Annotated in this window: 18 protein-coding genes; 15 read left to right on the forward strand and 3 right to left on the reverse strand. The window is 65.1% G+C overall.

Going from position 1 to position 21,867, the window contains the following annotated elements; translation table 11 throughout:
• The first annotated feature begins 371 nt into the window (after positions 1-371).
• From IOC82_RS03090 to IOC82_RS03150, 13 genes are all read left to right on the forward strand, one after another.
• Positions 372-1,661 (forward strand): ATP-grasp domain-containing protein, encoded by a 1,290-nt coding sequence (locus IOC82_RS03090; RefSeq protein ID WP_290544715.1) that lies wholly within the window; start codon positions 372-374, stop codon positions 1,659-1,661.
• Positions 1,662-1,665: 4 nt separating this feature from the next.
• Positions 1,666-3,321, forward strand: coding sequence for a SidA/IucD/PvdA family monooxygenase (locus IOC82_RS03095; RefSeq protein ID WP_290544716.1), 1,656 nt, complete (start codon positions 1,666-1,668; stop codon positions 3,319-3,321).
• The gene (locus IOC82_RS03100; RefSeq protein WP_290544717.1) at positions 3,318-4,850 is read left to right on the forward strand and encodes a class I tRNA ligase family protein; all 1,533 of its coding nucleotides are present in this window, start codon (positions 3,318-3,320) and stop codon (positions 4,848-4,850) included. Before IOC82_RS03095 ends, IOC82_RS03100 begins: the two co-directional genes overlap by 4 nt.
• A complete protein-coding gene (locus tag IOC82_RS03105) occupies positions 4,850-5,767 on the forward strand; it encodes an FAD-dependent oxidoreductase (protein ID WP_290544718.1) in 918 nt (305 codons plus the stop codon). The genes IOC82_RS03100 and IOC82_RS03105 overlap by 1 nt, the downstream gene beginning before the upstream one ends.
• A complete protein-coding gene (locus IOC82_RS03110) occupies positions 5,764-7,029 on the forward strand; it encodes an ATP-grasp domain-containing protein (RefSeq protein ID WP_290544719.1) in 1,266 nt (421 codons plus the stop codon). Before IOC82_RS03105 ends, IOC82_RS03110 begins: the two co-directional genes overlap by 4 nt.
• A complete protein-coding gene (locus IOC82_RS03115; protein WP_290544720.1) occupies positions 7,016-8,293 on the forward strand; it encodes an ATP-grasp domain-containing protein in 1,278 nt (425 codons plus the stop codon). The genes IOC82_RS03110 and IOC82_RS03115 overlap by 14 nt, the downstream gene beginning before the upstream one ends.
• On the forward strand, positions 8,277-8,618 hold the full coding sequence (locus IOC82_RS03120) for a hypothetical protein (RefSeq protein WP_290544721.1): 342 nt from the start codon (positions 8,277-8,279) through the stop codon (positions 8,616-8,618). The genes IOC82_RS03115 and IOC82_RS03120 overlap by 17 nt, the downstream gene beginning before the upstream one ends.
• Positions 8,608-9,933, forward strand: a complete 1,326-nt coding sequence (locus IOC82_RS03125; RefSeq protein WP_290544722.1) for an FAD-binding protein — start codon at positions 8,608-8,610, stop codon at positions 9,931-9,933. Before IOC82_RS03120 ends, IOC82_RS03125 begins: the two co-directional genes overlap by 11 nt.
• Complete coding sequence (locus tag IOC82_RS03130; RefSeq protein ID WP_290544723.1) at positions 9,930-11,201, forward strand: MFS transporter; 1,272 nt, start codon at positions 9,930-9,932, stop codon at positions 11,199-11,201. The genes IOC82_RS03125 and IOC82_RS03130 overlap by 4 nt, the downstream gene beginning before the upstream one ends.
• A 1-nt stretch (position 11,202) precedes the next feature.
• Positions 11,203-12,855: a DUF885 family protein gene (locus IOC82_RS03135; RefSeq protein WP_290544724.1), complete on the forward strand. Its 1,653-nt coding sequence runs from the start codon at positions 11,203-11,205 to the stop codon at positions 12,853-12,855.
• Between the two features lie 23 nt (positions 12,856-12,878).
• The gene (locus IOC82_RS03140; RefSeq protein WP_290544725.1) at positions 12,879-13,415 is read left to right on the forward strand and encodes a YbaK/EbsC family protein; all 537 of its coding nucleotides are present in this window, start codon (positions 12,879-12,881) and stop codon (positions 13,413-13,415) included.
• A gap of 88 nt (positions 13,416-13,503) precedes the next feature.
• The gene (locus IOC82_RS03145; protein WP_290544726.1) at positions 13,504-14,265 is read left to right on the forward strand and encodes an isocitrate lyase/phosphoenolpyruvate mutase family protein; all 762 of its coding nucleotides are present in this window, start codon (positions 13,504-13,506) and stop codon (positions 14,263-14,265) included.
• A gap of 52 nt (positions 14,266-14,317) precedes the next feature.
• Positions 14,318-15,082, forward strand: a complete 765-nt coding sequence (locus tag IOC82_RS03150) for a LuxR family transcriptional regulator (protein ID WP_290544727.1) — start codon at positions 14,318-14,320, stop codon at positions 15,080-15,082.
• On the opposite strand, the gene IOC82_RS03155 is transcribed toward IOC82_RS03150, so the two are convergent.
• The 3 genes from IOC82_RS03155 to iolG form a co-directional block, all read right to left on the reverse strand.
• Positions 15,051-16,136: a bifunctional transcriptional activator/DNA repair enzyme AdaA gene (locus tag IOC82_RS03155; protein ID WP_290544728.1), complete on the reverse strand. Its 1,086-nt coding sequence runs from the start codon at positions 16,134-16,136 to the stop codon at positions 15,051-15,053. The genes IOC82_RS03150 and IOC82_RS03155 overlap by 32 nt on opposite strands.
• A gap of 432 nt (positions 16,137-16,568) precedes the next feature.
• A complete protein-coding gene (locus IOC82_RS03160; RefSeq protein ID WP_290544729.1) occupies positions 16,569-17,399 on the reverse strand; it encodes an SDR family oxidoreductase in 831 nt (276 codons plus the stop codon).
• A gap of 5 nt (positions 17,400-17,404) precedes the next feature.
• Positions 17,405-18,394: an inositol 2-dehydrogenase gene (gene iolG, locus IOC82_RS03165; RefSeq protein WP_290544730.1), complete on the reverse strand. Its 990-nt coding sequence runs from the start codon at positions 18,392-18,394 to the stop codon at positions 17,405-17,407.
• Positions 18,395-18,793: 399 nt separating this feature from the next.
• Between iolG and iolC the strand changes: the two genes are divergently transcribed.
• A complete protein-coding gene (gene iolC / locus IOC82_RS03170) occupies positions 18,794-20,716 on the forward strand; it encodes a 5-dehydro-2-deoxygluconokinase (protein WP_290544731.1) in 1,923 nt (640 codons plus the stop codon).
• 316 nt (positions 20,717-21,032) lie between these two features.
• Positions 21,033-21,830, forward strand: a complete 798-nt coding sequence (gene iolB / locus IOC82_RS03175; RefSeq protein WP_290544732.1) for a 5-deoxy-glucuronate isomerase — start codon at positions 21,033-21,035, stop codon at positions 21,828-21,830.
• Positions 21,831-21,867 lie beyond the last annotated feature (37 nt).

Consider the following 21,867-nt stretch of genomic DNA (forward strand, 5'->3'; position numbering starts at 1 on the left):
GACGCTCAGAACACGTTCACGCAGATCTTGAGAATAGGCAACTCCCATCGCAGGTCTCCATGCCGAATCAACATGAACACTGAATCACCAAACAGGCCCTAAGAAAATCCGCGATTCCGCTAAGCGTGAAAATGCTCTAGTGCGCGTCGGCTGCCGTTTCGAACGGCTCGGCCCGGAGATCATCCTGGATCGTGGCCTACGCACGGTTGCCGCGCTCTTCCCTGTCGGCGCGGACGCGTCGGATGCGCTGCGTCAAGGGCTTATCCGCCGAGGGCAATGCGCCGCCGCCTGACGGTCGTACGGCCGTCGCTTCAGTGGAAATAGCCTTATCGGAACGGTACCGAGATCCCTGATATCAAAGGACAGAGGACATGATGGCACAGGAACTTAAATGCCTAGCACTGATCGGCTGTGGCGACGAGCGCTATCGGTCGTACCTACTTGAGCAGATCAGCGAAGGCTATGACATCTGGCTGATCGATACGGCAGAGCCGACCTGGCAACGCACCCGGCTGCGCGGGGCCACGCGAATCGAGGCATTCCGCCCCGACCTGATCGAGGCGGCGGTTGCCGATCTAATGCAGGACGGCGGCTTAGACGGCATCGTCTGCTGGGATGAACGCTACGTTCTTGTGGCCGCAGACTGTGCGGCACTGTTCCGGCTGCCGACGCCGGGCGCGTTGGGAATTCGCGGCTGCCGCGACAAAGCGCTGTGCCGCACGCGGCTCACTGAGGCGGGGTTACCGCAGCCCCGCTCCCGGCAGTGCTACGACGCGGAAGATGCCGCTAGCTTCGCCGAGACGGTCGGCTATTCCTGCGTAGTTAAACCGCGCGACATGGGAGGGAGCATCGGCGTTGCCCTAGTGACAGGCCCCGCAGACCTACGCCAGGCCTTCGGCAGGGCTCAGGCCGCCAGTCGCAGCGGATCCGACCGCAGCCTGACCGGTGTCCTGGTCGAGGAGTTCATCGCCGAAGGCCCGGAGATCAGCATCGACGGCATCTATTTCAGCGGCCGGTACACGCCGCTCTTCGTCGGGCGGAAATCGGTGGGCATGGCACCGTTCTTCGAGGAGATTGCGCATCTTGTCGACGCGGCAGACCCGCTGCTGGACGATGCGGTGCTGCGCGACGTGCTTAACCGCGCACACGCCGCCATCTGCTTCGGCGACGGCATCACCCATACCGAGTTGAAACTGACCGCGAACGGTCCCGTAATCATAGAGATTAACGGGCGGCTGGGAGGCGACTTCATCCCCTGGCTGGCCACGCTGGCGATGGGGATGCGGCCCGGTCTTCTTGCCGGCCAGGTTGCCGCGGGCGACCCGGTCACCCTGCCGTCAAGGGGCGCAGGCCGCGGCTGTGCTGCCATCGCATTCCGATACCCCGACCGCAACCTCACCGTGGCCGAGGTCATGGCACCCGAGGCGCGGATCCTGGGTCTGGCGCAGGGAAGCGCCACTCGCCTTGCCCGACCTGGCGACATTGTCGGTCTGCCGCCGGAGCACCACCTCGGGCGTGTCGGTTACGCCATCGCGCATGGCCCTGATCCCGCCGACTGCGTGACCCTCGCCGCTAGTCTCGCGACCGAGTTCGACTGGCGTGCCGCGACCCCGTCCGGCACCGGTACCACGGTCGGTGCCCTTTCAACGAGCGAGATTTGACATCATGATCACGCATGATCTGAACTTTGACGTCATCATGATCGGCGCCGGTCCGGGCAACCTCGCCTTGGCCGCCATGCTCGATGAAACCTCGCCGGCCATCGCGGCCCGCAGCGTAATGCTCGAAGCCTGCGAGACGATCGCCTGGCAGCCCGGACTGATGGTCCCCGGCGCGCTCAGCCAGGTGAATTACGTCAAGGACCTCGCGACCCTTCGCGATCCCAAAAGCCGGTTCACCTTCCTCAACTACCTGCATTCAACAGGACAGATCGACGATTTCATCAACATGGGCAGCGCATTCCCGTTGCGCGAGGAGGTTTCGCGCTACCATGCGTGGGTCGCAGACCTGCTTACCAACGTGCGGCTAAAGCTCGGGCAGCGGGTGACGCAGGTGGCTCCGATCCGCGAAGGACACCGTATCACCGGATGGCGCGTCGAGACCGAGGCCAGGCTTTCGCTGACAGCACGTCATGTTGTCATCGGAATCGGGCGAGAAGCCCGCATTCCGCAGGAGCTGATGGACCTTCCGGACGATCGCATCATCCACTCCACCGCCTTCATGCAGCGTATCGGACGGTTTGCCCCCGAGGCAATCCGCTCCGTCGCCATCATCGGCAGCGCCCAGAGTGCCGCCGAGATGACGCTGGAAATCGGACGACGTTTTCCCGACGCCAAGCGAACGATGATCATGCGCTCAATCGGGCTGATGGGCTACGAGACCAGCAAGTTCACCAACGAGTACTTCTATCCCGACTTCATCGACAGCTTCAATGCGCTGCCCGGGGAGGACCGCGCGCTGGTGCTCGAGCAGATGCACCGCGCCAACTACGCGGGTCTTGCGCCGCATACCGTCGAGGCGCTCTATGCACAGCGATATCAGCGGAAGCTCGACGGACGGGGTGACCTCGAAATCCGGCCGCTGACCTGGATCCGCCACGCCATGGTGGATGACGCAGCGGTGACAATGCGCCTGCATTCGAAGCTCGATGGCCCGAGCGAAGCTCGGTTTGATCTCGTGCTGCTTGGCACCGGTTTCGACCCGCAGATGCCGCGACTGATCCTCGAGACTGCCCGCGCCGCGGGCGTCGACGAGGTCATCATCGATCGCTTCTACCGGCTCGAACTCGGGGCGCAGGGTTCTGAGTCCGCGATGTGCTTCGTCCTCGGTGTCAACGAAGGCACCCATGGAATCGCTGACTCCCTTCTCAGCGTTCAAAGTGTGCGGGCACAGGAGGTCGGCGCGCTGATCCAGCGGAATTCGCTGCGCCGCTGCGCCGCCGATCAGCGCGTCAAGCGCTTCGACCCGAAGATGCTGGTGCACGAAAACGGGCTGCGAGCTCAGCGTCTGCTGCCGTTCCCGCTGACCACTCCCTTCGAGAGCTCTTGGTGCATCTTGGCTCCGGGCAGCGCCTCCACCCCACATGCGCACCACGAATATGAGATCTTCGTTGCCCTCGAAGGCGAAGCCGTCATCGAGATGGATGGCGAGGAAGTGACCTTGACCCGCGGCGACACCGTCTACTTCGAGCCGGGCGCCCGCCACCGCGTCGTGAACCGCGGGACGACGGACTTCATCATGTACAGCATCTGGTGGGACGACGCCATGAGTCTTCGTCAGCTCGCCGCCTCGATGCTGCCCGAAAGGAATGTGGCGTCATGACCGTGCCCAACAACCGCCTGCTGATCATCGGCCCGCCCCCGACTCCGAACGGCGACCTGCACATCGGACACATAGCGGGTCCATACATGAGCGCCGACGTTCTGCGCCGATGGGTCCTGCTGCAAGGCGGCGAGGCCGAGTTCGTGACCGGCACCGACGACAGCCAGACCTTCACCGTCGCGTCGGCGCGCAAGCTCGGGATTGAGCCAGCGACGCTTGCGGCGCAATCAACCGCGGCCATCCGGCGCTCGCTCGACCAAGCGCTCATCCGGATCGACGGTTTCGCCCCCTTCGACGCGGGTTATGAGGCTGCGGTGCGCGCCTTCCTCGATCCGCTGCATGCTGCGGGCAAGCTGGTGAAGAAGACGCGGTTCCTGCCGTGGGACACGCAGGAGGCGTGTTTTGTCGTCGAGGGGCTGGTGGCGGGCGAATGTCCGCACTGCCTCGCCGAGTCGCGCGGCGGGCTCTGCGAAAGCTGCGGGCAGCCCGTCGCCTGCGAGACCCTGCGCAATCCGCATTCCGTACTGTCCGGCAATCGCGACCTGGAGTTCCACGAGACGGAAATCCTCGTTCTGGAACTGGAGCCGCTGCGCGGGCGGATTGAAGCATACTACAACCCCGAACGCCTGGCCGCGCTTCGCCCCGGTGCCCGCCGCATCATCTCACAGGCCCTTGCGGGCCCGCTGCCGGATTTCCCGGTGACCTACCCGCTGGCCTGGGGAATTCCGGCGTGCTACGACGAAGTGCCTGGGCAGGTCTTCAACGCTTGGGCTGAAGGCATGGCGGCGTCGATGTACTGCACGGCGGCGGCCCGCGACGGTGCCGTCCAGACCGGCTTGCAAGCTTGGCAGGACAGGCACACTGACCTTGTCTACTTCCTCGGGCTCGACAACGTATACTTTTGGGGTGTGACGCACTTGGCGATGCTGCTCGCGCACGACGGGCGCTTCATGCTGCCCGTCAACTACTATTCGAACCACTTCTACGAGTTGGACGACGAAAAGATATCCACAAGCCGCGGCCATGTCGTCCTGATGGGCGACCTTCTGCAGGAATTCGGTGCATCGGCGGTGCGGTTCTTCCTTTGCTGGACCGCCCCAGAAGCGACCGAGCGGTCGTTCTCGCGCGACGCCTTCGTGCGGGTAACGGATCGCTGCCTCGTCGCGCCTTGGAACCGCATCTTTATGGCCGTGCAGCCGGTGGAGATCACGCCGCAGGACCGGGTGGCTGCGGCGGCGGACATCGCGTTGATGCTGGCCGAGATGATTGGCCACATGTCGCTCGCATCCTTCTCGACGGCCGGCGCAGCACGCATGCTGGCTAAGCATCTCGGGCGGCTCGACCGGATGGCTGCGTCGCTGCCGCCAGGTGACGCTGGCCAGCTGGCGGCGCAGTTCCAGGCTCTCGCATGGCTGGCCGACCCGATCCTGAAGCAAGGGGATGTCACCACGACACGCGAGGAGTGGATGCCTCGGCCGCTCGCCCTATGGCTCGACCCTGAGACGCCCGGCCCCCGGGACGCCGCGTGATGGCAAGGATCGCTATCGTCGGCGGTGGTGTCCTCGGGCTGTTGGCGGCGTTCTGGGCGCTGCGCCAGGGCGACACCGTCGACCTCGTCGATCCCGGAGACGACGGTGCGATCTCTTGGAATGGCGCCCGAATCGTTCGCGATCCGCGCATCGGCGCAGGCGACAACACGCGGCCCTGGAGCGCGGTGCTCAAGCTTCTGGGGCACGGCGCGGTCGATGCGCGTCCTGTCGTGCATCTGGAAGATGCGCACCAGGTCGCCGAACCCCTGGCCTTCTGTCTCGATACCGCGCGGGTGCGCGTGCTCCTCCACGCCAGGCTGGACGCCGAGCCGCATTTCACCTGGCATCGCACCAAAGTCATGCGGATCGAGGCTGAAGGTCGCGCCCTGCGGCTTGCGGACGGGCAGCTGATGCGCCCCGATGCCGCGATCGTGGCGGCGGGACAGGGCAGTGCCGACCTTGCTGGAGATCCAGGGGCCATCCAGATGCGTTGGCAGGTTTGCGCCGAGCTCCCGCGCGTTCCCCCCGCGGTCCGTACGCCGTTCGTTCAGCATAAGGCCGGGCATGGACTCTGGGGGACGCCCGCGGTAGGCGCCCAACCCGCGAAGATCAGCGCCTCGGACCTTTGTTTCGACAGTCGCGCGGAAGCGGAGGCCTTCGTTGCCTCGCCGGTCGGGCGCGGTGCGTTCCTCGTTCGCGCACGGCAGTTGCCGGAGGCGGTCGCAGTCTGCCCGGACAGCATAACCGAAGGCGACGTTTGCTGGCGCATCGACAGCTATGCCGCCAGCCTTGCCCCCCGGATCCGGCAAATCGGGCGGACCACCCTGCACCTTGCCTGCGACGGCGGTCTGTTCAAACGCGCGCCAATGGTGGCGGAGGCGCTGCTCGAAACCCTGAAACCGGGAGTGATGATGTGACCCGACGCATCCTTTTCATCGAAGCCGTGCAGTACGGCACCTACTACGCCGACCGCTATGCGCATATCTGCAAGCTTGGCTACGACGTGCACGTGCTCTACGGCACTGGCACGCTAGAGGGGCGCGACCGTGCGCATCACCGGGTCGCGGGCGAGCGCAACATCGACACACTGATCGCCGCCGCCGCCGGCTGGCACCGCGAGACTCCCTTCGACGGCATCACCACGCTGTGCGAGCCTTCCGTTCTGGCCACGGCAGAGATCGCCGCGGCGTTGGGGCTGTCCTATCCCTCGCTCGGCGCGGCGCTCTTGTCGCGAGACAAGTTCGAAATGCGCTGCGCGCATCGCGGGCTGGGCGTGCCGCACCCTCACTTCATCGGGTTGCGCGAGATTACCGACCTCGCCGCCTGGCCCGAGAGTGCCTACCCCGCCATCGTAAAGCCCGCGATGGGATCGGCAAGCTCTTTCGTGTTCCGGGCCGATACGCCCGAAGAACTGCGGCGCTATGCGCAGCTCGTGCTGGAGAACGTCAGCACCATGGCCGTGGCAAAGCTGGAGGCAGAGATGCCACTGCGCGATGCGCCGAGCGTGGTGGTGGAGCGCTTCCTCGACGGCTCCGAGCACCTGGTCGAGGGTTATGTCTACAACGGCTGCTTCGTGTTGGGCTCAATTGTGGATCGAATCACCCTCGAAGGCGTGACTTTCGATGACGATGTGCATCACGCGCCCTCACGGCTGTCACTCGAAGATCAGCACCGTGTGGGCGAGGTGATCGGCTTGGCCTGCACAGCACAGAAGATCGACATGGTCACCGTCCATGCGGAAGTGCGCTTCCACGAGGTCCGCCCCTACATCGTCGAGATCGGCATCCGCCCGGGTGGCGGCGGGCTGAACCTCATGGCCGGGGAATCCTTCGGCTACGACCCGCTGGACATGGTGGCGAGGCTGGCGCTGGGGCAGATTCCGGGGCCGCGCCCGGCGGGCCCGACCGGAGTACACACTGCCGCTGCCTGCCTTATGGGTTACGAAGGGCAGATCTCCGGCATCGAAGGCGCGGAAGCGCTGCGCGACGATCCGTCGGTTTTCTTCTTTAAGCTTGTGGCTGCGGTCGGCACCGAGCTGCGGCGCCCGCCGCGCGGCAATTCCATCGTCGGGTTCCTGGGCGTCCGCGGCACCAGCTACGCCGACGTGGTTGAGACGCTGAACCGCAAGAGTGCCAAACTTCGGGTTATCGTCGAGGAGGTGGACCATGTCGGAGGCTAGGACGATCGCCGTCGGCTACACGCAGGCCGGCCTCGCGTCGCTGAACGCGCTGCGCCCCGCCGGGTCGATCATCGTGATCGAAGAGCCCGCCGTCGTGGCGCGGCGCGGGATCGAAGTTGCGGTCGCAGCCCTTCCGGGTGTCAACCGGGTAATCGCCGCCTGCCACACCGATCCGGCCGCGCTCGACGCGATCCACTCGGCGCTCGCCCGCGAGGTCGTGGCGAGTGTCGTGCCCCTGAACGAATACGGCACGCCCGCGGCTGCGTATCTTTCCGAATTCTTCGGCGTGCCCGGTGCCGGGTACGAGGCGGCCCGCACGCTGCGCGACAAGCACCTGCTGCGCAGGGTTTCCGAAGCGGGCGGGATCCGCAACCCGCGCTCGAAACCGGTCGCCTCGCTGGCCGAGGCCCGGGCCTTCGCCGCCGACCTCGGCCGCCCGGTGATCCTCAAGCCCCGCAACCGGCAGGCTTCCGTTGGCACGGTGATCGTGCGCAATCCGGCGGACCTTGTGGCGGCCTGGGACATCTGCCAGGCCCGCGACGAGGGCGTGTTGGAGCCGCAGACGGCGCTGCCGCCACTGACCCTTGTCGAGGAGTTCGTCGAGGGACGGGAATTCAGTGTCGAGGCGCTGATCCGCGACGGCAACCTGCTGTTCGCCAACGTCACCGCAAAATCGCTCTACCCCGGCGACCGCCCGATCGAGCGCATGCACCTCGTGCCCGCCGACCTGGCACCTAACGACTATGCCCGCCTGGTGGCCGATACCGCTCGTCTGGTGACGGTGACCGGCTTCGGCACCGGCATCGTGCATTGCGAATGGCTCATGAACCGGGGCGTGCCGCATCTCGTGGAATGCGCGGGCAGATTCGCCGGCGACGGGATCATCGACTTGATCTGTCGTGCCTGGGGTTTCGACATTGTGGCCGCCTACCACGCGCTCATGCGCGGCGAAGACACGGGTATACTGCCCGAGCGGCCCCGCAAGGCTGCGCTGGTGCGCTTTCTCGACGCCCCCGAGGGCCGAGTCAGACAGGTCATCCGCGACGAGGTCGCGCTAGCCGCACCGGGCATAAAGCAGGTCCACATCTCCGTCAAGCCGGGCGATCTCGTAGCACCGCTGGTCTCGTCCTGGCAGCGTCCCGGATCGGTGACGATCGAGGCAGACGATGCCGCTGCGGCCCGCCGCCTCGCCGAGGTGGCGGCGGCCGCCATCACCATTGCCTGCGAACCCGAACAGGAGCTTGCCGATGTCGCAACGCATTGACTACGACGGTCGGCGATTCACGCGTAGCGACGTGCTCGAGGCCCCGACAGCGGTCTATCGCCAGCGTGGAGATGTACTTCACGGAAGCTTCCAAGGGGCCGACATCCGCTATGGCTGCCTCTGCGGCGTCGTGCGGGAAGATGGCACCCTGCAGTTCTCCTACTCCATGGTCGATGCGGCGAACCAGGTGATTTCCGGACAGTGTACCAGCACCGCCGAGGTTGGGCCGGACAACCTCGTGCACCTGCGCGAGGAATGGCAACGTTTCTCACCGGTCGCATGCAGCGGCGTCTCCTACCTAAGGGAGATCCCCGATGGCACGTGACCTTCTTCAGCTAGAGCGCCTTTCGCCCTACAACGAGGCGGTCCGCCTGCCCCGCATCGCTTCGGTCGTGACGCCGCGCAACACCTCTGAACTCGTGGCGGCGATCGCCGAGGCGCGACAGCATTGCCGGACCCTGAGCATCTGCAGCACCGGCCACGACTTCGAGGGGCGCTCGCTCTCGGGCGAGGTCATACTCAACCTGAATGCGTTCACCGGCACGTTCTACAACCCTGTAACCATGCGTCTCACCGTCGGTGGTGCGACCCGCGTGGCCGCAATCAACGACACCCTGCGTCCGCACGACCGCGCGATCTCAACCGGAACCAACCAGGACGTCGGCATCGCCGGGCTTGCGATGGGTGGCGGGGCGGCCTACACCTCGCGCAGCCGCGGCCTTACCTGCGATGCCCTCGTCGAGGTCGAGCTCGTCACCTGGGGCGGCGAGGTGCTTAGGCTGAATGACGCCAGCGAACCGGCGCTCATGCGACTTGTGCGGGGTGCGGGCGGCGGCTGGCTCGGGGCGGTCACGACTCTGATCTTCGAGACCTACGAGACCAGTCCCGTCACGGCCTTCGGCGGCAGCTGGTCCTGGCAGCCGGGCCTCCTGGGTAGGCTGGAACAGGCGCTGGTTTCGGCGCCGCGTGCGCTTTCGATGCGCGTTGGGACGAACATCACTGGCGCGGACTGCACCCTGCGGATAACCGTTTCAGGCCAAGTGATGGGCGGCGACGAAGCCCTGCTAGCACGGCACCTCGCGGGTATCCCGCAGCCCGCCGACTGGCACCAGCGGACGATGCCCTACGCCGAGGCGATGGCCGGGGCAAGGCACGTGACTTCGGGCGGGGCCTTCCGGATCAAGAGCCGCTTCGCCCCCCGGCCGGTGGGTACGGACACGCTGGAGGCCATGGCCGCACACGTGGGGAACTGGCCGCCGACACGCAACCCTGACGGTGCAGGCTTCGGGCTCTTCGCCTGGGGCGGGGCGGTGGCCGACACGCCGCGCGCGCGCTCCTGCGCCGCCGGACGCGATGCACACTACCTCGCCTCGTTCGACACCTCATGGACGGCGCAGGAAAGTGCGGCCGACATCGCCCGGCAGGATCGCTGGCTGCGCGACCTCGACGAGCTGGCCGCGCCGCACATGGCGGCGGGCGGCTACATCAACTTTCCCGATTCGGACGACGACGCGTTCGCCAACCGCCACCTCTCCGGTTTTGCCGACGAGCTGGTCGCGGCCCGGCTCCGCTGCGACCCGGACGGCCTCTGCCGCCAAGTCTCGCTCTATCATTCTCCAGCGCAAGTCACGCCCTCATGAGCATGCACCCTCACGACCAGAATCCGACCGTCCTGCAGGTGCTGAAGGGCACGTCGCTGACCGTGCGCTTCCTCCTTGCAGGGGCCTTCATCAACCAGCTAGGGTACTTTATCCAGGCCTATATCATCGTGTTCATGGTGGCACGCGGCTTCGATACGCTGCAGGCGGGCTGGGGCCTCGCCACTTTCTCCGCCGGCTCGATCCTCGGCACGCTTCTGGCGGCGCCCCTCGCGGCGCGGATTGGCGACCGGAGCACAATCATGCTCGCCTCGCTTTGCACCGCGCTCTTCGTCGCGATGATCCCAATTGGCGTCCGCCCGGACCTGCCGGTTTTTGCCTGGGCCGGGTCCATCGCCCTGGCTGGCGTCTTCGCCCAGATGTACCGCCCCGCGGCGGCTAACATCCTCAGCCATCACTTCCGCCAGGACCTTCAGGTCATGGGCTTCTCGATGCTGCGCATTGCGCTGAACCTGGGCGGTGCAGTCGGGCCGGTCGTGGCGACCGCACTCGCGGCTTGGAACTGGGATCTCGTCTTCGGCTTCAATGCCTTTACGAGCCTGCTTTTCGCTGGCATGGCGGCGGCCTTCATCCGCGACCCGCGTCCCGCCACCGGGGATGCCCGGGACGACGTCGGCACGCCCTCCGCGACCTCGGCCTGGTCGCATCTGATGCGAGACGGGCGGTTCATTGCCTTCCTGGGCGCCATGTTCCTGAGTTCGATCGTCTTCGCCCAGTTCTATGCCACCGTGCCGATTGGGATTGAGGCGCAGGGGATGCCCCTCAAGGTCTACTCGACGCTGCTAAGCACTTACGCGGTGGTTCTCATCCTCTGCGAGCTCAAGATCAGCTCGATCGTGCGCCGCTATCCCGTCTGGAAACCGGCTGCGCTGGGGACCACTGTGCTCTGCCTTGGCGTTGCCTCCTTCGGTCTGACCCTGCATAGCGCGGCCGGACAAATGGCCAGCACCGTGCTGCTGGTCGGTGGGCTGATAATCAGCGGGCCGACGATGTTTGCCTATCCCGCGCGCTTCCCGCTCGCGGTGCGGCGCCTCTACATCAGCGCGAACCAGGCCGCCTTCTCTGCCGGACTGGCCATCGGACCCATTGTCGGGATCGCGATCTTCAACAGCCATAGCGGGCTCATCTGGCTCATCTGTTTGGCGCTCGCACTGATCTCGGGCATGCTCTGCGTCGTCGGGATGCGCGCCCCCGCCGACACGCTCCCCGCAGCTCCGGACGCGGCCGGGGCATCCGGTAGCGGAGGCTGACATGCCCCAGAATACCATAGACTCCATCGGTGCCGCCGTGCTCGACCTGCGACAGCGCATGGACCCGCTCGACGACGCCTTCCGCGTCCTCCCTCGCCCGGCGCATGTCCTTCCCGCGATCTCCGCCGGGTGGGAAGCCGACCTGCGCTCAGGCCTCGACGCGCAGGAGGCGGCGCTGGCATCGTTGCCTTCGACCCGTCAGGATGACCCGCTGGCCCGCGCCATTGTGGCCCGGCAGATGGAGGAGGCCCGGCTGAGGCTCGACACCGCCTTCTGGGCCATTTTCCTCACCGGCTACGACCACTCGCCGCTGGGTCGGGTCAGCGGCCTCTTTCCCACCCTGCCAGTGGATTGCCCGGCCGCGCGGGCTTGGTTCCTCGAGGCACTCGCCTCGGTCGGGGGGTATCTCGACGGTTGTCTGGATGCCTCCGCGCGGGCCGCGAGCCGGGGCCGGACACCGCTCGACCGCAGCCTGAAGCAAGCGCTGCGGGACTGGTCCGCGCTGGAGCGGAACCAAGGTCGCGACCTGCTTCCCGCTGAGGTCACACCGGACTTCGCGGCCGAAGCCTCGGCGCTCTTCGAGCGCCACGTCAGCCCGGCCGTCGCACGATACGTCGGGGGCCTCGAACACACTTGGGCAACGACCCGTGGCAATGATCGGCCGGGCCTTTGCCATGTCCCTGGCGGGCGCGCCGACTACGAGCGTCTGGTGGCCTTGCACACCGACCGTGCGGCTGCGGCCGATGAAATCCATGCATACGGTCTCGCCGAGGTGGCGCGCTTGCGCGACGCGCTGGCGACCTTGTGCGAGATGGACGCACAAGCCTCGGTCGAGGAGATGCTGGCTCCCCGGCCGAACGAAGCCGTCAACGCGACCCCTGCGGATGTGGCGGCCGAGATGTGCACCTTTCTGGACGCCGCGCGGCGCAGCTTTGCCGACCGGTTCGACTTCGACCGGATCGGCCCGATGCGCAGCGAGGCGATTCCCGCCCATCTCTCCGCCGCTTCCCCGCCCGCCTACTATATTCCGGGCAACGACGCTCGGCCCGGCACGCTTATGGTCAACCACGCGGCGCTTGTCGGGCAACCCTGCGGGGCAGTGCAGGCGATGGTGTTCCACGAGGCGATACCCGGCCACCACCTGCAATTCGAGATCGCGCGCTCCGTTGCGAGTCCCGACTACCGCCGAGCCTCGTGGTTCAACTCCTTCATTGAGGGTTGGGGCCTCTACTGCGAGGAACTCGCCGCGGAAGAAGGCCTTTACGTAACCCGGGCGGCGCTGCGCGGCAAGATCGGGATGGAGCTGCTGCGGGCGGCACGGCTAATAGTCGATACCGGCCTGCATGCGCGAGGTTGGTCCTTCGAGAAGGCGCTGGCTTGTTTCATGGACGTCACCGGCTTCGCGACCGCTCGGGCGGAGCGCGAGATCGCGCGGTACATCGAGTACCCTGCGCAGGCGCTCTCCTATGCCATGGGCAAGGCGTGGCTGCTGCGGCTGCGCGCCGACGCGCACAAGGCGCTAGGCCGCGACTTCGACCTGCGTCGTTTCCACGGCGAGGTGCTGCGGTACGGTGCCGTCCCGCTCGATGCAATGGCGGACCAAGTCACCGCCAGCCTGCTGCTCGATCAAGCGCGTCGTTCGACCGTGCAATGATCCCGAAGATGACAGGAAGGCCGATGTCCATGCGCGTTGCCGACATTGACGATTACGCCCACCGGAACCTCATGTCCCGCCTTCGACGTACCCGCATCCCTGTGCAAACACTATCGCACTCGGCCGAGGGCAACACCGTGCGTGCCTCTGAAATCCGGCGCCACCGGATCGAGGACGCGGCAAAGTCCATCGTGGTCCGGGTCAAACTCGGTCGCAAGGACCGGCTCTATGCGATCGCGATCGTCTGTGGTCACCAGCGCGTGGACCTCGTCCGGGTGGCACGCTGCTTCGGCGGGATCGAGGCACGCTTCGCCGACCAGAAGACGACTGAGACGCTGACGCGCTGTGTCAGCGGTTGCGTGATGCCGATCGCCCAGAACGCCGAGCTGCTTACCGTGGCAGACTACGGCCTTCTCGACCGGCCGCTCCTGTGGTTCAACTCGGGGCGGCTAGACCATTCCGTTGCACTTAGGCCCCAGGACTGGCTCGCACTGGCCGCGCCGTACCTGGATCACATCGCCGAATGCCGCACGCCGCCGGATCTGCGCGCCGTGGGATGAGAAAATCATATCGGTGCCCGATATCAGGCGCTCCCGCCTTGCGGGATCGCCTACACAACCGAAACCCTCGCCGAATATGGAGCGGACCATGAGCCAGATCGAAAAGGCGGACGTCTTCAGAGCCTTGCATGTCAGGGGCCGGCCCGTGATCTTGTACAATATCTGGGACGCCGGTGGTGCCCGCGCGGTGGCCCAGGCAGACGCGAAGGCCATCGCGACCGGGTCGATGTCCGTCGCCGCTGCGCAGGGATACTCGGACGGCGAGGCGATCCCGCTCGACTTCGTCCTGTCGCTCGTGACGCGGATCGTGGCGGCGGTCGACCTGCCCGTCACCGTCGATTTCGAAGGCGCCTACGCCGCCGATCCCGACACCATCCGGGCCAATGTCGCTCGGCTGATCCGGACGGGGGCCATCGGCCTGAACTTCGAGGATCAGGTGGTCGGCGGCAGCGGCCTCTATCCGGTGGAGATGCAGGCGGCGCGGATCGCGGCGGTCCGGGCAGCGGCGAAGGACAGCGGCGTGCCGATGTTCATCAATGCCCGGACGGACCTGTTCCTGCAGGCGGGGGACGGGGGCGATCACGCGACGCTGGTGACTGCTGCCATCTCGCGCGGGCGACGCTACGCCGAGGCAGGCGCGGACTGTTTCTTCGTTCCGCTGCTCGGCGCGCCCGAATTGGTGGCCGAGGTCGTCGCTGGGGTCGACCTGCCGGTGAACGTGATGGTGCTGGACACCGGGGCAGATCTCGCGCCGCTGGCCGCTGCCGGCGTGGCCCGCGTTAGCTTCGGGCCTGCCCCCTATCTGGCTAGAAACCGCGCATTGACAGAGGCCGCACGGAAGTTTATTTGATCTCACTTTGCGTCTTCGAAATCATTGGCCGACCATTGAGCAGGATTTTGTGATGCAGGAAACGCTTTCTGAGAGGTTCGAAACTTTACTCCTTGAGAAGCGCGCTACGGATCTGGTGGAAACCGCGACGAGCATCCTCGCGCACCTCGGGATCGACAAGATCTGCTATCTGCGTCCGCCGGACGCCGGAAGCGCCAACGCGGCAGAGATCCTGACGAACTATTCGGCCGACTGGAAAGACCGCTACATTGAGCAGGATTACTTCACCATCGATCCAGTGATCGGCCTGGGCCTTTCGCACAAGCGCACGCTAAACTGGCTTGATCTCGATCTTTCGGACCGGAAGCTCGTGCGGTTCTTCGGCGAGGCCCGGGAGTACGGGATTCACTCCTGTGGCCTCTCGGTGCATATCTCCGACTGCGAGAATCGCAGGGCGCTGTTCTCAATGAACTCCGCCCTGCCTCGCCGCGACTGGGAGGCGCTGCTGACGGAACGCCGCGCCGATCTGGAGCATCTCGCCTATCTCTTCCACATCCACCACGTCCAGTACCACGCCCATGGGCCGCTAGCTTTCGAAGAGTTGTCGAAGCGTGAGTTGCAGGTGCTCAGCTGGGCCGCGGCAGGAAAGTCCAGCTGGGAGACCTCGCAGATCCTTGACCTTTCTGAGAAGACGGTCGACGGCTACTTGCGGGCTTGCTACCGGAAGCTGCACTCCAGCAACAAGACCCATGCTGTGGCTATGGCCATGCATGGCAGGATGCTCGACCAATTATTCGTAAGGCAGTTCATCCTGCCTGCGAAGGCCGGTCCTGCGTGACACAGTCACGCAGGTTGCGTTCGATCTCGATCAGCTTCTGCTTGCGCCAGAGCCCGCCGCCGTAGCCGGTCAGCGCGCCGTCGGCACCAATGACTCGATGGCACGGGATGACGATCGAAATCTGGTTGGCACCGTTGGCCCGCGCCACCGCGCGCACGGCCGACGGGTGCCCGAGCCGCCGGGCGATCTCGGAATAGCTGCGCGTGTGCCCGGCGGGTATGCGCTGCAGTTCCATCCAGACGGCCCGGGTAAATTCGGACCCGTGCAGCGCCAGCGGCACCTCGAAGCGGTCCCGCGCCTCGGCGAAGTAACTGCCCAGTTCGTCTCTGACCTGTTCGGTCGGCGCGTAGCGACCGATGCCGAGGTCCCCCTTCACGTTTTCGCGCAGCTTGTGCAATTCGACCGGAAGCGCTTTACGGTCAGCGAACTCCAGCAGGTGGAGATGTCGCGCCGAGGCGACGCAGATCATGTCGCCCAAGGGCGTCGCAAACCAATCGGCCAGAAGCACACCGCGGGTGCCGAACTGCGACGGGCTTGCCCCCATCAGGCGGGCGAAGGCCTCGCGGAAGGCATTGGGTGATTGGTAGCCTGCGTCCTGCTGGGCCATGATGACTTTGTCGCCCTCCGCCAGCGCCGTGAAGCCCTCGCGCAGGCGTCGCTGTCGGGCGAGCTCCAGGAAGGTACGGCCTAGGTGGCGCCTGAAGGCTCGACGCACGGTCGAGGGGTCGTGACCCAAGCGCATGATGTCCTGCTCGGTCCAGCGATGCCCTGGCCGCCGGTCCAGCTCCGCAATCAGGGCGGCGATAACCGGCTCCCTAGAGACGGTCTGCTGCAATGGGTGGCAGCGAAGGCAGGGCCGGTACCCGGCCTCCATGCACTCGCCGATGGAACCGAAGAACGTGCAGTTCTCCGGTTTGGGCTTGCGCGCGACGCAGCTCAGCCTACAGAAGATGCCAGTGGACGAGACGCAGACATAGACGCGCCCGTCGTACAGCTCGTTGCGGGAGACGAGGGCCTGGTAAAGCGTCTGGTGGTCGGGAATATCGAACAGCATGCGCGCAGCGTAGCACCATATAATCCCGAAGTCCCGGGACACTGCCTGCGAGTTTGAGCGGATGGTTATCTGCGGACATGAACTTCCTCGTATGATTGTATTCACGGATAAGACTTTCTTTGTCTTTGGATTGACTTCGATAAAATTCTGACCATCAGAAAGGATAAGATTGCTGGTCTTCTTGCTATGTTTTTCCGACTCTTGACTCTGGTCTGGTGGCAATACTGCTCTCCCGTCCAAGAGAGTTTTCCCTTCCACTCGCCTTTGCTCCGCCATTTCATTAGTCTAAGATTTCGAGTTGCAAAGCACTTATTGTTGAGTCAAGAATTCTAGTATAAAGTCTATTCTGCAATCGCGTTCTTGTGCAACGCTCTACCAGAACGGTAATCACCTGACATTAGACTCTCGCTAACGCGAGTCAGGCGCAGCGTCTCACCACATCGCTTCGGGCGGCTCCGCGATGGCGTTGCCCGCTCCCAGCACCTGCTGGTCGAAGTCGATGATGGAACCTGTCATCAGGCCGGACTCGTTGCTGGAGAGATAGGCTGTGGCGCGGGCGACTTCGGCGGGCTTCAACAGGCGGCCGACCGGGCGGGCGGCTTCGGCGCGCTTCAGCCAGTCCGGGCCGGCGTCATGATAGGTCTTCATGATGCGGTCCTCGCCGGGTGTGTCCATCCAGCCGATGTTGAGGCCGTTGACCCGGATTTTATACCTCATCACCGAATAGGCGACGTTCTTCGTCATCACCGACAGCGCGCCCTTAGTGGTCGAGTAGGCGGTGAGGAAATCCTGCCCGCCATGGCCCGACATGGAGAGGATGTTGACGATGGTGCCGCTGGTCCTCGCCTTCTTCATCAGCTGCAACGCGTCTTGCATGAGGAAGAAGGGCGCCTTGACATTGACGTCGAAGAGTTCGTCATAGCGCGCTTCCGGCGTGTCCCAGATGGTGCCGCGGTCAGTGAGGGCGGCGGCGTTGACGAGGGCATCGATGCGGCCGAAGGAGGCGTCACACGCCGCCACGATCTTGCGCACGTCGGCGAGTTTCACGAGGTCGGCAGGCACGAAAACGGTTCTCACCTGCTTCGCTTCCAGAGCGGCTTTCACCCTCGCCCCACGCTCCGCGTTGCGGCCGGTGATGACCATCTGGGTGACGCCGCGGTCGGCGAAGAGGTGGGCGATGGCCTCGCCCAGCCCTTGTGTAGAGCCGGTGATGACAGCGGTCTTGCCGTCCATGGACAGGTGCTTGAGACTCTCGATATTCATGGGGTTCAGCTCACTTTCACGGGCTTGCCGGTCGCCCACGATTCGGTCGCGGCATCGGCGAGTTTCTGGGCCTGCAGGCCGTCAGTCCCGGAGGGGGCGGCAGGTTTGCCGTCCGTCACGGCGTCGATAAAGGTCAGCACTTCGCTGGCATAGGCCTGGCCGTAGCGCTCGGTGAAGAAGTGCAGGATTGGGTCGGCGCTGAAGCCTTCCGCGGTCGCCGTTTCCACTGTGGTGTTGTGGATATTGCCGGCGCGCAGCATGCCCTTCGCGCCGTGCACCTCGATCCGCTGGTCGTAGCCATAGGCGGCGCGGCGCGAATTGGTGATGACGGCGATCTTTCCGCTCGCCGTCTGCATCTGCACGGCCGCCGTGTCGCAGTCGCCTTCATCGCCGATGGCCTTGTCGACGAGGGCCGCGCCCAGCGCGCCGACCGTGACGAACTCCTCGCCCACCAGAAAGCGCGCGAGGTCGAGGTCGTGGATCATCATGTCACGGAAGATGCCGCCGGAGCTCTTGACGTAAGACGCGGGAGGGGGCGCCGGATCGCGGCTGATGATGGTGGCCATCTCGATGGCGCCGATGGCGCCCGCGCGCAGCCGCTTTTCGAGGGAGGCGAAGTTGGGGTCGAAGCGGCGGTTGAAGCCGATCATCAGGGTGGTCTTGTTCTTCTCCACCGTCTTCAGGCACGCCTCGATGCGGGCGACCGACAGGCTCACCGGCTTCTCGCACAGGATGGCCTTGCCGGCATTGGACGCAGCCTCGATCTGCTCGGCATGGAACGGCGTGGGCGTGGCGATCAGGACCGCGTCAACATCACCCGCCTTGATGATGTCGTCAACGCCCGCGACCCTGGCTCCCACCTCCGCCGCCAGGTCCTCCGCCGCTTTCGGCATGGCGTCAGCGATGTAGGCGACCTTCGCCTTGCCGGATGCCGCAATGGTTCGCGCGTGAACCTTGCCGATTCGGCCGGCGCCCAGAACTCCAAAACGTATCATTGAGATCCTCCCGTGGAACGGTGCGATTTCAGTTGCTGTCTGTTGCCCCGGATGATGCTTCCGGGCTGTTGCGGTTGCATTTCGGTTGCTGCCGGCCGGCGGGTGGCGTGCAACCGAAGTGCGATGCGCGAGAATGTTACGCAATAGGAATATGTTCAGCTCGTGGCAATGCGAGATCGCGGCCTTTGCCGGGATGGCGGCAGAGGCTGGGGCGCCGTTGCCGCGGCGGTGGTTTTGCGTTGCTGTCCGACGCATTCTCGTTGCTGTCCGGTTGCGCAATCGGGTTGCCCAACCCATTCCCGGGATCAATGGCGTTTGGAATAAACATTCCGAATTGACTTCATTTTGGAATTACTGTTTCGTATTGTCAAGCCGGCAAACAAGAATTCGGAGTGCGGCATGTCAGCGGGTTCGGCCACGGGCAAGCGGTTGGACGTCATCACCATCGGGCGGTGTTCGGTGGACCTTTATGGCCAGCAGATCGGATCCAGGCTGGAGGACATCGCCTCCTTTGCCAAGTCCGTTGGCGGTTGCCCCTCCAATATCGCCATCGGCACGGCGCGGCTGGGCCTCAAGTCCGGCCTCATCACCCGGGTAGGTGACGAGCAGATGGGGCGCTATGTGAAGGAGCAGATGGCGCGCGAGGGCGTGGCGCTGGACGGCATCGCCACCGACCCCGCGCGGCTCACATCGCTGGTGCTGCTGTCGGTCGAGAACGACAAGATCTTCCCGCTGATTTTCTACCGGGATAATTGCGCGGACTCCGCGCTCTGCGAGGCGGACATCGACGAGGACTTCGTGAAATCCTCCGCCTCCGTGCTGGTGACCGGCACGCATTTCGCCAAGCCGAATACGGATGCCGCGCAGCGCAAGGCCATGCGCATCGCCAAGGCCAATGGCGCGAAGGTCATCCTCGACATCGACTACCGGCCGAACCTGTGGGGCCTCGCGGGGCTGGGCGCGGGCGAGGAGCGCTACATCAAGTCGGACAAGGTGTCCGGGCACATGAAGTCGATCCTGCCGGATTGCGGCCTGATCGTGGGCACGGAAGAGGAGGTGCACATCGCGGCGGGAACGGAAGACACGCTCGAAGCGCTGCGCACCATCCGTGCGCTGTCGAATGCCGTGATCGTGCTGAAGCGCGGGCCTATGGGCTGCGTGGTCTATCCCGGTCAAATTCCGGATGCGCTGGACAAGGGGCTGGTCGGCAAGGGCTTCCCCATCGAGGTCTATAACGTGCTGGGCGCGGGCGACAGCTTCATGTCCGGCTTCTTGCGCGGCTGGCTCAAGGGCGAGGACTATGCGACGAGCGCCACCTGGGCCAATGCCTGCGGGGCGTTTGCGGTGTCCCGCCTTCTGTGCTCGCCGGAAATCCCCACGTGGGAGGAGCTGCAGTTTTTCCTCAAACATGGCAGCCCGCACACGGCGCTGCGCAAGGACGAGGCGATCAACCACGTGCATTGGGCGACCACGCGCCGCCAGCAACCGGAGCAGCTCTTGGCCTTCGCCATCGACCACCGCATGCAGATGGAGAAGATGGCCGACGATGCGGGCGCGCCGCGCACGCGCCTCAACGCCTTCAAGCGGCTGGCCGTTCAGGCCATCGGCCGCGTGTCGAAAGGCGAGCCGGGCTATGGCACGCTTCTCGACGACGTTTATGGCCGCGAGGCGATGTTCGATGCGGCGAAGCTGGGCCTGTGGATCGGCCGCCCGCTGGAGCAGCCGGGCTCGCGCCCCCTGCGCTTCGAGTTCGGGCAGGATGTGGGCTCGCGCCTGGTGGACTGGCCCGTGACGCACACCATCAAGTGCCTGGCCTTCTATCACCCCGACGACCCAGGGGACATGAAGGAAGAGCAAGCGCAGAAATTGCGCACGCTTTATGAGGCCGCCCGCAAGGTGGGGCGCGAATTGCTGGTCGAGATCATCGCCGGCAAGAACGGCCCGATGGATGGCAGAACCATCGCGCGCGCGCTGGCGGAGCTTTATGCGCTGGGCATCAAGCCCGACTGGTGGAAGCTGGAGCCGCAGGCTTCGGCGCAAGCCTGGGAGAACATCGCAAGCGTCATCAAGCAGAATGATCCGTGGTGCCGCGGCGTGGTGCTGCTGGGCCTCGACGCGCCGGAGGAGGAGTTGGCCAAGGGTTTCGCCGCCGTGGCGGGCCAGCCCATCGTGAAAGGCTTCGCCGTGGGACGGACCATCTTCAGCAACGCGGCGCAGAACTGGCTGCGCGGCGAAATGGATGACGAGCAGGCGGTGGAGGACATGGCGCAGCGATTTCAGGCGCTGGCCGGCCTCTGGCGGGAGGCGCGGCGCTCCGCGTGATCTTGCCACGAAACTGGCTTCCACCTTTGCGGATCATGCTCTCGCGCTACGTGCCCTCAGGAGCGCAGCACTTGCAGGCGGAAAGTTCCGCTGGCCTTTAAATTTGGAGTGGCTTTACTGTGCTCAGTGCGCGACCTCTTCTCCCGCTTCAGCGGAAGAAGACCCTGTTGCGATCTGCAACGGGGAGATGAGGGGACGTGGGGAGTGCCGTCCGGTTGTGGCGGACTTCCCCTCACTGGCTCCAACTTCGTTGGAGCGTCCTCTCCCGCTTCGCGGGAGAGGTTGTTGGCGAACGCGGCACATGCAGGAGGTTGACATGCCGAAGCTGAAGATTCACCCCACGGCGCGGGATGGCCGCATCGTTCATGTGACGCCCGAAAGTGCGGGCTGGAAGCATGTGGGTTTCGACATCTGGAAACTGAAGCCGGGCGGCGTTGCCGAGGGCGGCGAAGAGGGCCGGGAGGTGTGCCTCGTTTTCATCGGGGGCAAGGGGCAGGTTTATGTCGGGGCCAAGGATTTCGGCGTGCTGGGTGAAAGGAATTCGCCCTTCGAGGGAAAGCCCTGGTCGGTCTATATTCCTGCTCGCGAGCCGTGGAAGGTGACGGCGGAGAATGAGGTGACGCTCGCCGTATGCACGGCGCCCGACGAAGGGGGCAAGCACCCGGCCCGCGTCATCCCGCCCGAGGGCCTGCACCAGGAAACGCGCGGCAAGGGCTCGAACACGCGGCACGTCACCAACATCATTCCCGAATGGGACCCGGCCGAAGGCCTGCTCGTCGTGGAGGTCATCACGCCCGGCGGCTGCACGTCCAGCTATCCGCCGCACAAGCACGACGAGGATAATCTTCCGCATGAGTCATTGCTGGAGGAAACCTACTACCACCGCATCAACCCGCCACAGGGCTTCGCTTTCCAGCGCGTCTATACCGATGACCGGTCGCTCGACGAGGCGATGGCTGTGGAGGATGGCGACGTGACGCTGGTGCCCAAGGGCTATCATCCCTGCGCCACGACGCATGGCTATGACCTGTATTATCTCAACGTGATGGCGGGGCCGAAGCGGACATGGAAGTTCCACAATGCGCCAGAGCATGAGTGGCTGCTGAAGGCTTAGTCTGCAACACCACCCAACGGGATGACGGGAGTCGATA

Source organism: Aestuariivirga sp. (genome assembly GCF_020252395.1).
Taxonomy (GTDB): domain Bacteria; phylum Pseudomonadota; class Alphaproteobacteria; order Rhizobiales; family Aestuariivirgaceae; genus Aestuariivirga.

Coding starts and splice junctions, on each gene's coding strand:
- IOC82_RS03090 (WP_290544715.1), top strand. CDS start 372: ATGATGGCACAGGAACTTAAATGCCTAGCACTGATCGGCTGTGGCGAC.
- IOC82_RS03095 (WP_290544716.1), top strand. CDS start 1,666: ATGATCACGCATGATCTGAACTTTGACGTCATCATGATCGGCGCCGGT.
- IOC82_RS03100 (WP_290544717.1), top strand. CDS start 3,318: ATGACCGTGCCCAACAACCGCCTGCTGATCATCGGCCCGCCCCCGACT.
- IOC82_RS03105 (WP_290544718.1), top strand. CDS start 4,850: ATGGCAAGGATCGCTATCGTCGGCGGTGGTGTCCTCGGGCTGTTGGCG.
- IOC82_RS03115 (WP_290544720.1), top strand. CDS start 7,016: ATGTCGGAGGCTAGGACGATCGCCGTCGGCTACACGCAGGCCGGCCTC.
- IOC82_RS03120 (WP_290544721.1), top strand. CDS start 8,277: ATGTCGCAACGCATTGACTACGACGGTCGGCGATTCACGCGTAGCGAC.
- IOC82_RS03125 (WP_290544722.1), top strand. CDS start 8,608: ATGGCACGTGACCTTCTTCAGCTAGAGCGCCTTTCGCCCTACAACGAG.
- IOC82_RS03130 (WP_290544723.1), top strand. CDS start 9,930: ATGAGCATGCACCCTCACGACCAGAATCCGACCGTCCTGCAGGTGCTG.
- IOC82_RS03135 (WP_290544724.1), top strand. CDS start 11,203: ATGCCCCAGAATACCATAGACTCCATCGGTGCCGCCGTGCTCGACCTG.
- IOC82_RS03140 (WP_290544725.1), top strand. CDS start 12,879: ATGTCCATGCGCGTTGCCGACATTGACGATTACGCCCACCGGAACCTC.
- IOC82_RS03145 (WP_290544726.1), top strand. CDS start 13,504: ATGAGCCAGATCGAAAAGGCGGACGTCTTCAGAGCCTTGCATGTCAGG.
- IOC82_RS03150 (WP_290544727.1), top strand. CDS start 14,318: ATGCAGGAAACGCTTTCTGAGAGGTTCGAAACTTTACTCCTTGAGAAG.
- IOC82_RS03155 (WP_290544728.1), bottom strand. CDS start 16,136: ATGCTGTTCGATATTCCCGACCACCAGACGCTTTACCAGGCCCTCGTC.
- IOC82_RS03160 (WP_290544729.1), bottom strand. CDS start 17,399: ATGAATATCGAGAGTCTCAAGCACCTGTCCATGGACGGCAAGACCGCT.
- iolG (WP_290544730.1), bottom strand. CDS start 18,394: ATGATACGTTTTGGAGTTCTGGGCGCCGGCCGAATCGGCAAGGTTCAC.
- iolC (WP_290544731.1), top strand. CDS start 18,794: ATGTCAGCGGGTTCGGCCACGGGCAAGCGGTTGGACGTCATCACCATC.
- iolB (WP_290544732.1), top strand. CDS start 21,033: ATGCCGAAGCTGAAGATTCACCCCACGGCGCGGGATGGCCGCATCGTT.